Consider the following 14972-nt stretch of genomic DNA (forward strand, 5'->3'; position numbering starts at 1 on the left):
ATGGCCGCCCTTTTTTTGCGCTATCTATAATGGCTCTATAATCGATCTATAAATCACTATAAACCCCGAAAAAGGGTCGTCTGCAAGCGCCAGGAACACCTGGCGCTGCGGGCAATTAGCAATCAGAACAACCAGCGGTACAACAGATACGCCACCACCACCGCCAACACCGGCCGCAAAATGCGGTAAGCCTTGGGGTTGGCGCGCTTGAACTGCTTCACGTGGCTGCTGATCTTGTTGCTGAAACGCTTGCTCCAGGCATACGCCTGGTTGATCCCGCCGACGCGCTCGTCGTCGGTGTTCTGCGGCGCGGTGGCGCGGCCGAGGAAGGCACTGACTTGGCGGTTGATGCGGGTCATCAGCGGGCTGCTCAGCGGGCGTTCGATGTCGCAGAACAAGATCACGCGGGTGACGTCGGTCTCGTTCTTGACCCAGTGCACGTAGGTCTCGTCGAACATCACGTCCTCGCCGTCACGCCAGGCATACACCTGGCCATCGACGTAGATGCGGCAGTCGTCGGAATTGGGCGTGGACAAGCCCAGGTGATAGCGCAACGAGCCGGCGAACGGGTCGCGGTGCGGGTTCAGGTGGCTGCCACCGGGCAGCAAGGCGAACATCGCGCCCTTGACGTTGGGGATGCTGCTGACCAGCTCGACGGTGCGCGGGCACAGGGCCTCGGCCGACGGCAGCGGTTTGTCGTACCACTTCAGGTAGAAGCGCTTCCAGCCCTTCTTGAAGAACGAACCGAAGCCGGCGTCGTTGTCTTTTTCAGCTGCGCGAATATAGCCCTCGTCGAACAGGCGCATGGCCTCTTCGCGGATTTCCTGCCAGTTGTCCTTCAGCACATCCAGTTCAGGGAAGCGCTGGCGGTCCAGGTACGGCTTGGACGGCACGCCAGAAAACAGGTACATCAAGGCGTTATAGGGGGCGAACAGCGCCGAATGGTTGACGAACTGGCGCAACACCGGCAGGCGCGCCTTGCCGCGCAGGTGCACGAACAGCACGCTGCCGAAAAACACCAGCAGGACACCCGCCTTGGCTGCAAAGGAAAAGGTCATGCAACACTCCTTGGAAAGGAAGCAGGCCTGCGCCGCCTGCTCCCGAAAAAATCATCCGGCCATCATAAACCCATCCCGCCCCGGTAAAAACAACCTGGGCGGGATCTCATTCATGAAGATTCTGCAATAAACCGGATTACCGAGTGTTGCGCCTGATCAGAGGACGAGGCGATTACTGCTGGTTTTCCTGCTCGCTGAACATATCGCTGAACAGCATGCTCGACAGGTAGCGCTCGCCAGAGTCGGGCAGGATTACGACGATGGTCTTACCCTGCATCTCGGGTTTTTCGGCCAGGCGCACCGCCGCCGCCATCGCTGCGCCACAGGAAATACCGCACAAAATGCCCTCTTCCTGCATCAGCCGAATGGCCATGGCTTTGGACTCTTCGTCAGTCACCGTCTCGACCTGGTCGACCATGGAAAGGTCGAGGTTCTTCGGCACGAAGCCCGCACCAATGCCCTGGATCTTGTGCGGGCTGGGCTTGAGTTCTTCACCGGCCAGGGTCTGGCTGATCAGCGGCGAGGCCACCGGCTCCACCGCCACCGAGAGGATCGACTTGCCCTGGGTCTGCTTGATGTAGCGCGAAACGCCAGTGATGGTACCGCCAGTGCCTACACCGGCCACCAGCACATCGACGGCGCCGTCGGTGTCGTTCCAGATCTCCGGGCCGGTGGTCTTTTCATGGATTGCCGGGTTGGCCGGGTTTTCGAACTGGCCTGGCTGGAAGTACTGGGCCGGGTCGGAGTTAACGATTTCGTTGGCCTTCTCGATGGCGCCCTTCATGCCCTTGGCCGGCTCGGTCAGCACCAATTCGGCACCCAAGGCCTTGAGCACCTTGCGCCGTTCAAGGCTCATCGAGGCCGGCATGGTCAGGATCAGCTTGTAGCCCCGGGCGGCGGCAACGAACGCCAGGCCAATACCGGTGTTGCCCGAGGTGGGCTCGACGATGGTCATCCCGGGCTTGAGCTTGCCGCTGCTTTCGGCGTCCCAGACCATGTTCGCGCCGATCCGGCATTTGACCGAGTAGCCCGGGTTGCGCCCTTCGATCTTGGCAAGGATGGTGACCCCACGCGGGGCGATGCGGTTGATCTGCACCAGCGGTGTGTTACCGATGGAATGGGCATTGTCTGCGTAGATACGGCTCATGGCAGGGGTCCTTGAACATGAAGATGCAGGGAAAGACTTCAAGGGTAAGCCTGCCCCGTTGGCCCGTAAAGCCTGTTCGAACTCCCAGGCGGCGGCTGCGGTCAACCGCACATCCAGCCTAGGAGAACCTTCGATGAAAGGTCGCTACCGCTGGCCGCTGGTCGGCCTGGCCAGCCTGGTCGTGCTGCTGGTGGCCCTGCACCTGGCCCTGCCCTACCTGGTGCGCGACTACCTCAACGACAAGCTGGCCGACATGGGTGACTACCGCGGCCAGGTCGTCGACGTCGACCTGGCCTGGTGGCGCGGCGCTTACCAGATCAACGGCCTAAAGATCGTCAAGACCAGCGGCAAGGTCCCGGTGCCGCTGCTCGATGCGCCCCTGATCGACCTGTCGGTGAGCTGGCACGCGTTGTGGTACGACCGCGCCGTAGTAGCCGAGGTGACCTTCGTGCGGCCAGCGCTGAACTTTGTCGATGGCGGCAGCAAGCAGGCGTCACAGACCGGCCGTGGCACCGATTGGCGCCAACAACTGGAAAAACTGCTGCCGATCACCCTCAACGAATTACGCATTGAAGACGGCGTGCTGACCTTTCGCAACTTCACCTCCAAGCCCCCCGTCAACCTCAAGGCCACCCAGCTCGACGCCAGCATTCGTAACCTGACCAACGTGCGCAACGAAAAAGGCCGGCGCGACGCCAGTTTCGACGCCCATGCCGTGTTATTCGGGGATGCCAAGGTGGAGAGCCGCGCCACCTTCGACCCGTTCAGCGACTTCGACGACTTCGAATTCCGCCTGCGCGCCACCGGCATTCAGTTGCGCAAGCTCAATGACTTTGCCAGCGCTTATGGCAAGTTCGACTTCAATGCCGGGCATGGCGACCTGGTGATCGAAGCCCAGGCTGAGAAGGGCCGGCTTACGGGCTATATCAAGCCGTTGCTGCGCGATGTCGATGTGTTCAACTGGCAGCAAGACGTGCAGAACAAGGACAAGGGCTTTTTCCGCTCGGTGTGGGAGGCGCTGGTGGGGGGCACCGAATCGGTGTTGAAAAACCAGCCGAAAAACCAGTTCGCCACCCGGGTGGAGCTTAGTGGCAGCGTGCACAAGCAGGATGTCAGTGCCTTCGAGGCGTTTTTGCAGATCCTGCGCAATGGCTTTGTCCAGGCGTTCAATGCCCGGTATGAGCAGCCTGCGCCAAAGTCCGACTGAAAGCGCGTGACGGGGCATTCAGGGACTGAATACCCGGTCTGCGTTTGCAGGCGTCCGGGGCCGGGGTATAGTCGCTGACAAACGATAAACATGTGTTGCCTGTGCCGGCCCTTTCGCGGGGCAAGCCCGCTCCCACAGAGACTGCATAACCCCAGTGGGAGCGGGCTTGCCCCGCGAAAGGGCCGGCACAGCCACCCGCAGAGGACACTCCCATGAAGTTCGAAGGCACCCGCGACTACGTCGCCACAGACGACCTGAAACTGGCGGTAAACGCGGCCATCACCCTCGAACGCCCGCTGCTGGTCAAAGGCGAACCGGGCACTGGCAAGACCATGCTCGCCGAACAGCTCGCCGCCTCCTTCGGCGCCCGCCTGATCACCTGGCACATCAAGTCCACCACCAAGGCCCACCAGGGCCTCTACGAGTACGACGCGGTCAGCCGCCTGCGCGACTCGCAGTTGGGCACCGAAAAAGTCCACGATGTGCGCAACTACCTGAAAAAGGGCAAGCTCTGGGAAGCCTTCGAGGCTGAAGAGCGGGTCATCCTGCTGATCGACGAAATCGACAAGGCCGACATCGAGTTCCCCAACGACCTGCTGCAAGAACTCGACAAGATGGAGTTCTATGTCTACGAAACCGACGAGACCATCAAGGCCAAGCAGCGCCCGATCATCATCATTACCTCGAACAACGAAAAAGAACTGCCCGACGCCTTCCTGCGCCGCTGCTTCTTCCACTACATCGCCTTCCCCGACCGCGCCACGCTGCAACAGATCGTCGACGTGCACTACCCGAACATCAAGCAATCGCTGGTCAGCGAGGCGCTGGACGTGTTCTTCGACGTGCGCAAGGTGCCGGGCCTGAAGAAAAAGCCCTCCACCTCCGAGCTGGTCGACTGGCTCAAGCTGCTGATGGCCGACAACATCGGCGAAGCGGTGCTGCGCGAGCGTGACCCGACCAAGGCCATCCCACCCCTGGCGGGCGCCCTGGTGAAGAACGAGCAGGACGTCCAGTTGCTCGAGCGCCTGGCCTTCATGAGCCGGCGCGGCAACCGCTGAGGGGCCGGCCATGCTGCTCAACCTGTTCAACGAAATGCGCGCGGCCAAGGTGCCGGTGTCGGTACGCGAACTGCTCGACCTGCTCAATGCCCTGCAAAAACGCGTGGTGTTCGCCGACATGGACGAGTTCTACTACCTGGCACGGGCGATCCTGGTGAAGGACGAGCGGCATTTCGACAAATTCGACCGAGCCTTCTCGGCCTACTTCAAGGGCCTGGAAAACCTCGATCGCCACCTTGAAGCGCTGATTCCCGAAGACTGGTTGCGCAAGGAGTTCGAGCGCTCGCTCACCGATGAAGAACGCGCGCAAATCCAGTCGCTGGGCGGCCTGGACAAGCTGATCGAGGAATTCAAGAAACGCCTCGAAGAGCAAAAGGAACGCCACGCCGGCGGCAACAAGTGGATCGGCACCGGCGGCACCAGCCCATTCGGTTCAGGCGGTTTCAACCCCGAAGGTATCCGCGTGGGCGAGGCTGGCAAACGCCAGGGCAAGGCGGTGAAGGTGTGGGACCAACGCGAGTACAAAAACCTCGACGACCAGGTCGAGCTGGGCACGCGCAACATCAAGCTGGCCTTGCGCCGGCTGCGCAAGTTCGCCCGTGAAGGCGCTGCCGAAGAGCTGGATATCGACGGCACCATCGACCACACCGCACGCGACGCCGGGTTGCTGAACATCCAGATGCGCCCGGAGCGGCGCAACACCGTCAAGCTGCTGTTGCTGTTCGACATCGGTGGCTCGATGGATGCTCACGTCAAAGTCTGCGAAGAGCTGTTCTCGGCCTGCAAGACCGAGTTCAAGCACCTGGAGTACTACTACTTCCACAACTTCGTGTACGAGTCGGTGTGGAAGAACAACCTACGGCGCACCTCGGAGCGGTTCTCCACCTTCGACCTGCTGCACAAGTACGGCGATGACTACAAAGTGGTGTTCGTCGGCGACGCGGCCATGGCGCCCTACGAGATCACCCAGCCTGGTGGCAGCGTCGAGCACTGGAACGAAGAAGCCGGGTATGTGTGGATGCAGCGCTTCATGGAGAAATTCAAGAAGATCATCTGGATCAACCCGTATCCGAAGCAGGCCTGGGACTACACGGCGTCTACGCACCTGGTGCGGGATTTGATCGAGGACAAGATGTACCCGCTGACCTTGCAGGGGTTGGAGGATGGGATGCGGTACCTGTCTAAGTGATATCGCTTGCACCGGCCTCTTCGCGCGACAAGCCCGCTCCCACAGGTTCAAGTGCAGTCCAGGTAGGGTGCTGTTCTTAGGGACAGCACCTTACCTGTGGGAGCGGGCTTGTCCCGCGAAGAGGTCGGTAGCTTCACCGCCAACGGTTCAGATAACCCTGCTGTTCCCGCCAAGCCTCCTCCTGCACCACCGCCCTGAACCGCACCACCGCCCCCGGCATGCACTGCGCCAATTGCGCCAGCGCCAACGGCGTCAACGCCCCCAATCGCGGATACCCGCCAATGGTCTGCCGGTCATTGAGCAGCACGATCGGCTGCCCATCTGGCGGCACCTGCACCGCGCCCAGCGGGATCCCTTCGGAGATCATCGGCGCGCCCTGGTAAACCAGCTGTGGCCCAAGCAATCGGATCCCCATGCGGTCTGCGCGGCTGTCCAACGTCCAGTCACTGTTGAACGCTTCAAACAGGCTCATGCCGCTGAAGTCACCGATCTGCGCGCCCATCACCAGGTCGAGCACAGGCTTCGCCGAATACACAGGCCGCAACGCCCCAGGCACTTCGCGCAAGGCCGGGGATAAACCGACAAACGTCAGCCCCTGACCTTTGCCAAGCGCTTCCCCTCGACCATCGATACCGCCTAATGCCTCACGTACAACGGTGGCGCAACTGCCTAGCACTGTCTCAGCCTGGAACCCGCCAGGCGCAGCAAGATAAGCGCGTACGCCCTGCTTGGGCTGCCTCAAAGTCAGCCGCTGGCCCTTGGCCAGAGCAAAACTGCGCCAAGGCGCCAGGGGCTGATCATCAACCCGCGCATCCTGATCGGCGCCCGCCAAGGCCAGGACGCAATCGTGCTCGGCGACCACGCTGAATCCGCCCAGCGCCACCTCGATCACTGGCGCCCCCAGCGGGTTACCCAGCAACCAGTTGGCCCAATTCATCGCCACCCAGTCCAGCGCCCCGCCCTGGGTCACGCCCAGGTGGCGCACGCCAAACCGCCCGGCATCCTGCAATTGGCACAGCGCGGTGCTGGCCTCGATCTTCAACTGCGTCATGCCTGCGCCTCCAGTGGGCTGTCATCCCCCCCCAACGCCCTGAACTCGGCGTGGGAAACCGCCACGAAACGCACCCGATCCCCCGGTTGCAACAAGCTGTAGCCTTCGCGTTCACGGTCGAACAGGCGCACCGGGGTACGCCCGATCAGGTTCCAGCCGCCTGGCGATACCGCCGGGTAAGCGGCGGTCTGGCGCTCGGCGATACCCACGCTGCCCGCCGCCACACGCTTACGCGGGGTGCTCAGGCGCGGCGATGCCAGGCGCTCGTCCACCAGCCCCATGAAGCCGAAACCCGGGGCGAAGCCGAGGGCGAATACGGGGTATTCGCGCTCGCTGTGCAGGCGGATCACCGCTTGCTCACTCAGGCCGGTGCGCGCCGCCAATACGGGCAATTCAGGGCCAACACTGGCGTCGTACCACACCGGAATCTCATGCCGACGGCCACCGCTGCCGGTGTCCGGCTGCAGCCCCTCCAGCGCTTGGGTGATCAGCGCCCTCGCCTGCCCAGGCGGCAGATCGAACTGCACCATCAGCGTGGTGTAGGAAGGCACCAAGTCCACCAGGTGCTTCCCGAACGCGGCGCTCAAGCGCTGGCTGGCCGCGAGCATCCACGGCATGTTGGCTTCATCGATGGTGTCGAACAGGCGCACCATCAGGCTATCGAAGGCGACCACTTCAATGCGCAATTTCATGCGTGCTCCAGCGCATCGAGGGCCTGGCGGATCTGCCGCACCGCTGCCACTGAACTGTCGTTGTCGCCGTGCACGCACAGGGTGCTGGCGCGCAGACGCAGCGCGCTGCCATCGTCCGCTACAAGGGTTTCACCACGTGCCAGGCGCACGGCCTGTTCGACCACGAGGGCCGGGTCATGGTGCACGGCGCCGGGCAGGCGCCGCGAGACCAGGTGGCCACTGGCGGTGTAGGCGCGGTCGGCGAAGGCCTCGAACCACAGCGGCACGCCAATCTCCTCCCCCAGGGCCTGTGCCGCACTGTCGTCGGCAGTGGCCATGAGCATCAACGGCAAGCCGCTGTCATAGGCCGCCACGGCTTCGAGCACCGCGCGCAACTTGAGCGGGTCGGCCATCATGTCGTTGTACAGCGCGCCATGGGGTTTGACATAGGCCACCCGGCTGCCAAGCACCTTGCAGATGCCGTCCAGCGCACCGATCTGGTAGTGCAGCAGGTCGCGGATTTCCTCAGGGCTGCAGGCCATGGAGCGGCGGCCGAAGCCGACCAGGTCTGGGTAGGCCGGGTGCGCGCCGATGGTCACGCCATGGGCCAGTGCCAACTCCACAGTACGGCGCATGATGCTGGGGTCGCCGGCGTGGTAGCCGCAGGCGATGTTGGCGCAATCGATAAACGGCATCACTTCGGCATCCAGGCCCATGCGCCAGCTGCCAAAACTCTCGCCCATGTCACAATTGAGAAGCAGGCGTTCCACCACACAGACTCCCTTGTCGCTGTTCATAGGCCTACCTTACCGCGCCTGGAGGTGTTTGCCGCGTGTTTCCGGCAGGCTGAGCGCTGCCAGGATTACCACGCCGTACGAGACGGCCGAGAAAACACCAATCCCTAACCCCAGGGGCACCTCTTGGCTGAGCACGCCGATCAGCAAGGGGAACAGTGCGGCGATAACCTTGCCAATGTTGTAGCAAAAGCCCTGCCCCGAGCCACGAATGCGGGTGGGGAACAGTTCGGTCAGGAACGCGCCCATGCCACTGAAGATGCCCGAGGCGAAGAACCCCAGCGGGAAGCCCAGCCACAGCATGACGCCATCGCTGACCGGCACCTGCGTGTACAGCAGCACGATGATGAACGAGCCCACGGCGAACAGGATGAAGTTCTTCTTGCGGCCCAACAGGTCGGACAGGTACGCGCTGACCACATAGCCGATGTAGGAACCGACGATCACCATCGCCAAATAGCCACCGGTACCCAGCACGCTGAGGCCGCGCTCGTTTTTGAGGAAGGTCGGCAACCACGAGGTGATCGCGTAGTAACCGCCCAGCGCTCCGGTGGTCAGCAAGGATGCACGCACGGTCGTCCAGAGCATGCCGGGGGCGAAGATTTCGTAGAAGTGCGACGGTGCTTCGACCGCCTCAGCCGCCTTGGCCTGGCGGTACACCTCCGGATCCTTGACCAGGCGGCGCACGAAGATCACGAACACGGCCGGCACCAGCCCCAGCAAAAACAGCGCGCGCCAGGCCTGCTCGGCCGGCAGCCAGGAGAACAGCAGCGCGTACAGAATTGCGGTCAAGCCCCAGCCGATGGCCCAACCAGACTGCACCATGCCCACCGCCTTGCCACGGTCCTGGGCGCGAATCACTTCGCCGATCAGCACCGCGCCGGCGGTCCATTCGCCGCCAAAGCCAAAGCCCATCAAGGTGCGGGCAATCAGTAGCTGCTCGTAGTTTTGCGCGAAGCCGCAGAGGAAGGTGAAGAAGGCGAACCACAGTACCGTGAGCTGCAAGGTGCGGACCCGGCCAATACGGTCGGACAGGATGCCGGCGACCCAGCCGCCGATGGCAGACGCGATCAACGTACTGGTATGGATCAGCCCGGCCTCGGCGGTGCTGATGCCCCACAGCATGATCAGCGTGGGGATGACGAAGCTGAGCATCTGCGTGTCCATGCCGTCCAGGCCATAGCCGATCTTGCAGCTCCAGAAGGTGCGTCGTTGCTGCTTGTCGATGTCGCGGTACCAGGCGAAAGGCCCGGTCGAAGAAGGTGAAGCGACCTGCTGCTGCACGCCGGTGGGGTTCATGCTTGCCTCGGCTTGTTGGTATTGTTTTATGGGGCGACTTATTGCGTCGCGGCCTGGGCATCATTGTTCAGAGACCGCGCCGGGTGCGTCCAACGAGAAAAACCGCCGGTCTGGAACAAGAAAAACTGATCATGAACCTTCGTTTCCTCGAAACTTTCGTCTGGGTCGCCCGGCTCAAAAGCTTCCGCCTGACCGCAGAAAAGCTGTTCACCACCCAGGCCTCGGTCTCCAGCCGCATCGCCGCGCTGGAAGCCGACCTGGGCGTCAAACTGCTGCTGCGCGACTCGCGCGGCGTCAGCCTGACCCCGGAGGGCAGCAAGGTGCTGGAATACGCCGAGCGTATGCTCGACACCGCCAAGGCCATGAAGCAATCGCTGGACAGCGACCGGGCCAAGGTCGGGCGCATTCGCATCGGGGTGATGGACACGGTGATTCATACCTGGATGAGCGCGTTGGTGGCGGCGTTGACCGAGCGCTACCTGCAGGTAGAGATCGAGCTGGTGGCTGATACCGCGTTGAACCTGCGCGAACAGCTGCAGAAGGGCTTTCTGGATGTGATCCTGCAGACCGACCTGCTGCGTGAACAGTCGATCCGCAGCCTGGACCTGGCGCGTTACCCGATGGGCTGGATCGTGGCCGCAGGCTCGCTCCAGCACCGTGATTACGCCTCGCTGGCGGAACTGGGCCGCGAGCGCATCGTGACCTTTTCGAAAAACTCGAGGCCGCACCAGGAGGTGCTCAGCCTGTTGCAAGGCGCCGGGGTGCAAACACCGCGCTTGAACTGTGTGAATTCAGTGGCAGCGATTACCCGGCTACTGCGCGACGGCTTTGCGGTGGGTGCGCTGCCACCGGCCTTGGTGGATGCGGAGCTAGGTTTGGGGGAATTGGTGCTGCTGGAAGGGCTGCAACCACCGCCCAGCCTGGAGCTGGTGGTGGCTTGGCAGACTGGGGTGGCATTGGTGGATGAGGTGGTCGAGGTGTGCCGGCAGGTGCTTGAGCGGTATGCGCAGGATGTGGGTGGGCAACGGATTGTGCTGGTCTACGGATTATCGCTGCCTTTACCGGCCCTTTCGCGGGGCAAGCCCGCTCCCACAGGCTGCCCACTGAGCCTGGGAGCAGTGGGCAACTGTGGGAGCGGGCTTGCCCCGCGAAGAGGCCCGCACAGGCGCTACATGACTCAGCGCCAGCTTTCCTTCACCACCCGGCGCCGCCCGCCCATGATCACCCAGCCAAGCGCCAGCAACAGGCTCTCGACCACAAAGGCCAGCACAAACCCGGCACCAATGCCCCAGCCAACCGCCTCTGGCACCAGCAGAATCTGGTAGCTGTAGCCCTTGAGCGTTTCTTCACGCATTTGCGGGTCCGGCTGTACCAACACATGCCAGGTACGACTCACCCACGACCCTTGCAACGCCTGCCATTCGTTTTCCAGCAGTTCGTTGCGGATCATCAGGCTTTCGATGCTGTTGGCATCACTGTTGAACACCGGGTCATCACTGCTGCGGTAATGCCGCAGCAGCGCCTGGAGGTCGCCATTGAAGAAGCGTTCGGCCGTCTGCTTGAAGCCATCCAGCGCCTGGCGTGATTCGAACAGGTGCGCCTCGACCCGCTGGGTGTAGTCATTGACCAGCCCCGGAACCTGGATACCGGCCAGCAGGCCGAAGGTGAACAGCAACAACCGCAGGTAACTTCTGAACATGCAGCGTCCTTAGCTCTGGCCTTGCGAAACGCACTCTCCGTGCCGCCACAGTGCCCACTCGCCCGGCGCGTAACGCGCCCAGGTCTCGTTCTCGGTCAGGGCCTCGGTGGCAATCACCGTGACCACGTCATTGGGGGTCGTTTCGGTGTGAAAATCGACGATCAGGTCGACATCCTTCAACCGTGCCGCACCAAAGGGTGCGCGCCGGGTAATGTGCACCAACTTCGTCGAGCAGAAGCAGAACAGCCAGTCGCCGTCACTGAGCATGCAGTTGAACACACCCTTGCCACGGTAACCGGCACAGGCTTCAACCAGCACCGGCAGCAGCTGTTCCACGGCTACCGGCTCTGGGAAGGCCGCGCGGATGCGGTTGAGCAGGTCGCAGAAGGCCGCTTCGCTGTCGGTATCGCCCACGGGCCGATAGAAGGTCGCTTCACCTTTGAAATCGCCCAACTGGCCGTTGTGCGCGAAGCACCAGTTGCGGCCCCACATTTCGCGGACGAACGGGTGGGTGTTGGACAGGCACACCTTGCCGACGTTGGCCTGGCGGATGTGGCCGATGACCACTTCGCTTTTGATCGGGTAACGCTGCACCAGGTTGGCGACTTCCGACTCGCTGCTCGCGGCGGGGTCCTGGAACAGGCGCAGGCCGCGCCCTTCGTAGAAGCCGATGCCCCAGCCATCACGGTGCGGGCCGGTGCGGCCGCCGCGTTGCATCAGGCCGGTGAAGCTGAAAACGATGTCGGTGGGGACGTTGGCACTCATGCCCAGCAGTTCGCACATGCGCGTGTCTCCGATTTACAGGCGAGGCTCGACCCGACCGCCGCCCGCAGGCGCGGCAGGGGGTGGATCGTTGCGGTAACGGTCGCGGCGCTCGGCCGCCAGCGGGGCATCGACCCGGACCTCGTCATCTTCGGCAGCCTGGCGCTTGGCCGCGGCTTCGGCTTGCTCACGGCGCTCACGGGCACGTTTTTCCAGCGGCCAGCGCACCAGCACGAAGAGCAAGTACAGGCCAAAGGCGATCATGCCGTACATGGCAAAATCGGACACCGCGCGCCAGGCGTTGTTGCCGACCTTGAAGGCCACGTCCAGGGCGGTAATGGCGATGGCCGGGGCAAAGCTGTCCTTGACCGGGTCGACGATGGTCGGGGTCAGCAGCAGTACCGCCAGGATCACCCGCAGCGGTTCGCGCAGCCAGCGCCACATCCAACCCGTGAGCTTGAAGCCCACCAACAGGCAGCCCAGGGCGGCAAGGGCGTACAGGCCCCAGGCGAGGGTATAGTCGTTCTCGGTCATGGTGTTCGTGCAAGCCAGGCAAAGAGTTGCCTATGATAAACACTTTTCAGGGCGCAGACAGCGCTTCCCTGTTCAGGCTTGCCCGCGAAGCGGCCAGAACAGGCACCGCAAGCCCTCAGCCAAGGACCCCCGATGCCCACCAAGCCCCAGCCCCCCATCGCCCGTGCAGATCAAGCCGCCGACCCGTACGCCTGGCTGCAACAGCGCGACGCGCCCGAGGTGCTCGAATACCTGCAGGCCGAGAACAGCTACCAGGAAGCCTGCCTGGCCGACCAGGCGCCCCTGCGCGAACAGCTGTTCGAGGAAATCAAAGGCCGCATCCAGGAAACCGACCTGTCGCTGCCCTCCCCTTGGGGCCCGTACCTGTACTACACCCGCACCACCGCCGGCGACGAATACCCGCGCCATTACCGCTGCCCGCGCCCGGCTGACGACTCCAATACTGTGGATGAAAGCCGCGAACAGCTGCTGCTCGACCCCAACGCACTGGCCAACGGCGGCTTCCTGTCACTGGGGGCGTTCAACGTCAGCCCCGACCATCGCCTGCTGGCCTACAGCCTCGATACCAGCGGCGACGAGATCTACACCCTGTACGTCAAGGACCTGGGCGACGGCAGCATCACCCCCCTGCCCTTCGAGGACTGCGACGGCAGCCTGACCTGGGCCAATGACAGCCAGACGCTGTTCTTCGCCGAGCTGGATGACACCCATCGCCCTTGGCGCCTGCGTCGTCACACCCTGGGTAGCAACGGCGCGCCAACCGTGTTCGAAGAGCCCGACGGCCGCTTCTTCCTGCATTGCTACCGCACCAGCTCCGAACGCCAGTTGGTGCTGCTGCTGAACAGCAAGACCACCAGCGAGGCCTGGGTACTCGATGCCGAAACGCCGCAGCTGCCGTTCACCTGCCTGGCGCCACGCGTTGAAGACCATGAGTACTTCCCGGACCACGGCCAGCTCGATGGCGAGTGGCGCTGGTTCATCCGCACCAACCAGGACGGCATCAACTTCGCCCTGTACCACGCCCCGGCCGATGACGTACCGACCCGTGATCGCTGGCAGTTGCTGGTAGCGCACAGCGACGAGGTGATGCTGGAAGGCCTAAGCCTCAACGCAGGGGCATTGACCCTGAGCCTGCGCGAAGGTGGCCTGCCGATCATCGAAGTACGCCCCCAGGGCCTGGCGGCTTACCGTGTCGAATTGCCGGATGCTGCCTACAGCCTTTACGTGCAGGACAGCCTTGAGTTCGTCAGCCCCCGCGTACGCCTGCGCTACGAAGCGCTCAACCGCCCGGCCCAGGTGCGGCAGCTGGAGCTGGCCACCGGTGCACAGGCGGTGCTCAAGCAAACCCCGGTGCTGGGTGCGTTCGATGCCGACGACTATGTCAGCCAGCGCCTGTGGGCCACCGCCCAGGACGGCACTCAGGTGCCGATCAGCCTGGTGCGCCGCCGCGAAGACCTGGGCAAGACCGTGCCGCTGTACCTGTATGGCTATGGCGCCTATGGCGAAAGCCTCGACCCGTGGTTCTCGCATGCCCGCCTGAGCCTGCTGCAGCGCGGCGTGGCCTTTGCCATTGCCCACGTGCGCGGTGGTGGCGAGTTGGGTGAGGCCTGGTACCGGGCCGGCAAGCAGGCGCACAAGCAGAACAGCTTCACCGACTTCATCGCCTGTGCCGAGCACCTGATCGCCGAAGGCGTGACCTCGCCCGAGCGTCTGGCCATCAGCGGCGGCAGCGCGGGCGGGTTGTTGATGGGCGCGGTGCTCAACCTGCGCCCCGAGTTGTTCCGCTGCGCGATTGCAGAAGTACCTTTCGTCGACGTGCTCAACACCATGCTCGACCCCGACCTGCCGCTGACCGTCACCGAGTACGACGAATGGGGCAACCCGCAAGAGCCCGAGGTGTATGAGCGCATCAAGGCCTATGCACCGTACGAGAACGTAACAGCCCAGGCCTACCCCGCCATGCTGGTGGTGGCCGGCTACAACGACAGCCGCGTGCAGTACTGGGAGGCCGCCAAGTGGGTCGCCCGCCTGCGCACGCGCAAGACCGATGACAACCTGCTGCTGCTCAAGACTGAAATGGGGGCTGGGCATGGCGGCATGAGTGGGCGGTACCAGGGGCTCAAGGATGTGGCGCTGGAGTATGCGTTCGTGTTTGGCGAGTTGGGGGTGGTGTAGCGCAAAGGTGAGACCGCACAGTGTTTTATAGGTGCATGCCGTTGGGGATGCAGCGGCTTTGAAACCGAGCGCCGCCCGCGCGGCGCATCGCGAGCAACGCTCGCTCCTACGTTTGTTTCTGGCCAATTATTCCTGAGGCATTGGCGCGCGGCCCCTTGGCGTCCAGCTCAATATCGGGACGTATAAACAAGGCGGTCGCGCGCGCTGGCACCGGCGTGACTGGCCCGAAACAAACGTAGGAGCGAGCGTTGCTCGCGATGCGCCGCGCGGGCGGCGCTCGATCTTCGCCACACTGCAAATGCCACGGCAAACCCTTCCCGCCCAAAAC

Annotated in this window: 13 protein-coding genes and 1 pseudogene; 5 read left to right on the forward strand and 9 right to left on the reverse strand. The window is 63.2% G+C overall.

Annotated features, from left to right (window positions below; all coding sequences use genetic code 11):
• Positions 1-122: 122 nt before the first annotated feature.
• Positions 123-1058: an aspartyl/asparaginyl beta-hydroxylase domain-containing protein gene (locus tag HU750_RS15045; RefSeq protein ID WP_027594588.1), complete on the reverse strand. Its 936-nt coding sequence runs from the start codon at positions 1056-1058 to the stop codon at positions 123-125.
• 172 nt (positions 1059-1230) lie between these two features.
• Positions 1231-2205: a cysteine synthase A gene (gene cysK / locus HU750_RS15050; RefSeq protein WP_027594589.1), complete on the reverse strand. Its 975-nt coding sequence runs from the start codon at positions 2203-2205 to the stop codon at positions 1231-1233.
• 133 nt (positions 2206-2338) lie between these two features.
• Between cysK and HU750_RS15055 the strand changes: the two genes are divergently transcribed.
• From HU750_RS15055 to HU750_RS15065, 3 genes are all read left to right on the forward strand, one after another.
• Entirely contained in the window at positions 2339-3412 is a 1074-nt protein-coding gene (locus HU750_RS15055; RefSeq protein WP_186680913.1) for a DUF748 domain-containing protein, read from the forward strand.
• A 212-nt stretch (positions 3413-3624) separates the two neighbouring features.
• Positions 3625-4470 carry an AAA family ATPase gene (locus tag HU750_RS15060; RefSeq protein ID WP_027594591.1) on the forward strand — a complete coding sequence of 282 codons (846 nt, stop codon included), beginning with the start codon at positions 3625-3627 and terminating at the stop codon, positions 4468-4470.
• A 10-nt stretch (positions 4471-4480) separates the two neighbouring features.
• Positions 4481-5659 carry a vWA domain-containing protein gene (locus HU750_RS15065; RefSeq protein WP_027594592.1) on the forward strand — a complete coding sequence of 393 codons (1179 nt, stop codon included), beginning with the start codon at positions 4481-4483 and terminating at the stop codon, positions 5657-5659.
• 133 nt (positions 5660-5792) lie between these two features.
• On the opposite strand, the gene HU750_RS15070 is transcribed toward HU750_RS15065, so the two are convergent.
• The 4 genes from HU750_RS15070 to HU750_RS15085 are packed head-to-tail and all read right to left on the reverse strand — an operon-like array spanning position 5793 to position 9474.
• Positions 5793-6710 (reverse strand): 5-oxoprolinase subunit C family protein, encoded by a 918-nt coding sequence (locus HU750_RS15070; RefSeq protein WP_186680916.1) that lies wholly within the window; start codon positions 6708-6710, stop codon positions 5793-5795.
• Complete coding sequence (gene pxpB / locus HU750_RS15075) at positions 6707-7402, reverse strand: 5-oxoprolinase subunit PxpB (protein WP_186680918.1); 696 nt, start codon at positions 7400-7402, stop codon at positions 6707-6709. The genes HU750_RS15070 and pxpB overlap by 4 nt, the downstream gene beginning before the upstream one ends.
• On the reverse strand, positions 7399-8178 hold the full coding sequence (locus HU750_RS15080; protein ID WP_186680920.1) for a 5-oxoprolinase subunit PxpA: 780 nt from the start codon (positions 8176-8178) through the stop codon (positions 7399-7401). The genes pxpB and HU750_RS15080 overlap by 4 nt, the downstream gene beginning before the upstream one ends.
• Before the next feature lie 9 nt (positions 8179-8187).
• On the reverse strand, positions 8188-9474 hold the full coding sequence (locus HU750_RS15085) for an MFS transporter (RefSeq protein WP_186680922.1): 1287 nt from the start codon (positions 9472-9474) through the stop codon (positions 8188-8190).
• A gap of 131 nt (positions 9475-9605) precedes the next feature.
• On the opposite strand from HU750_RS15085, the pseudogene HU750_RS15090 reads away from it, so the two are divergent.
• Positions 9606-10514: pseudogene (locus HU750_RS15090) on the forward strand (LysR family transcriptional regulator); the annotation flags it as partial.
• 137 nt (positions 10515-10651) lie between these two features.
• Here the strand turns inward: HU750_RS15090 and HU750_RS15095 are convergent.
• Genes HU750_RS15095 through HU750_RS15105 form a run of 3 tightly spaced genes read right to left on the reverse strand, consistent with a single transcriptional unit; the run spans position 10652 to position 12469 of the window.
• Entirely contained in the window at positions 10652-11173 is a 522-nt protein-coding gene (locus HU750_RS15095; protein WP_027594600.1) for a DUF2937 family protein, read from the reverse strand.
• 9 nt (positions 11174-11182) lie between these two features.
• On the reverse strand, positions 11183-11956 hold the full coding sequence (locus HU750_RS15100) for a class II glutamine amidotransferase (RefSeq protein ID WP_027594601.1): 774 nt from the start codon (positions 11954-11956) through the stop codon (positions 11183-11185).
• A gap of 15 nt (positions 11957-11971) precedes the next feature.
• Positions 11972-12469 (reverse strand): hypothetical protein, encoded by a 498-nt coding sequence (locus HU750_RS15105; RefSeq protein WP_027594602.1) that lies wholly within the window; start codon positions 12467-12469, stop codon positions 11972-11974.
• A gap of 132 nt (positions 12470-12601) precedes the next feature.
• On the opposite strand from HU750_RS15105, the gene HU750_RS15110 reads away from it, so the two are divergent.
• Positions 12602-14644, forward strand: coding sequence for a S9 family peptidase (locus HU750_RS15110; RefSeq protein WP_186680924.1), 2043 nt, complete (start codon positions 12602-12604; stop codon positions 14642-14644).
• The last annotated feature ends 328 nt before the right edge of the window (positions 14645-14972 follow it).

The sequence above is a fragment of the Pseudomonas sp. SWRI50 genome (genome assembly GCF_014269095.1).
Taxonomy (GTDB): domain Bacteria; phylum Pseudomonadota; class Gammaproteobacteria; order Pseudomonadales; family Pseudomonadaceae; genus Aquipseudomonas; species Aquipseudomonas kermanshahensis.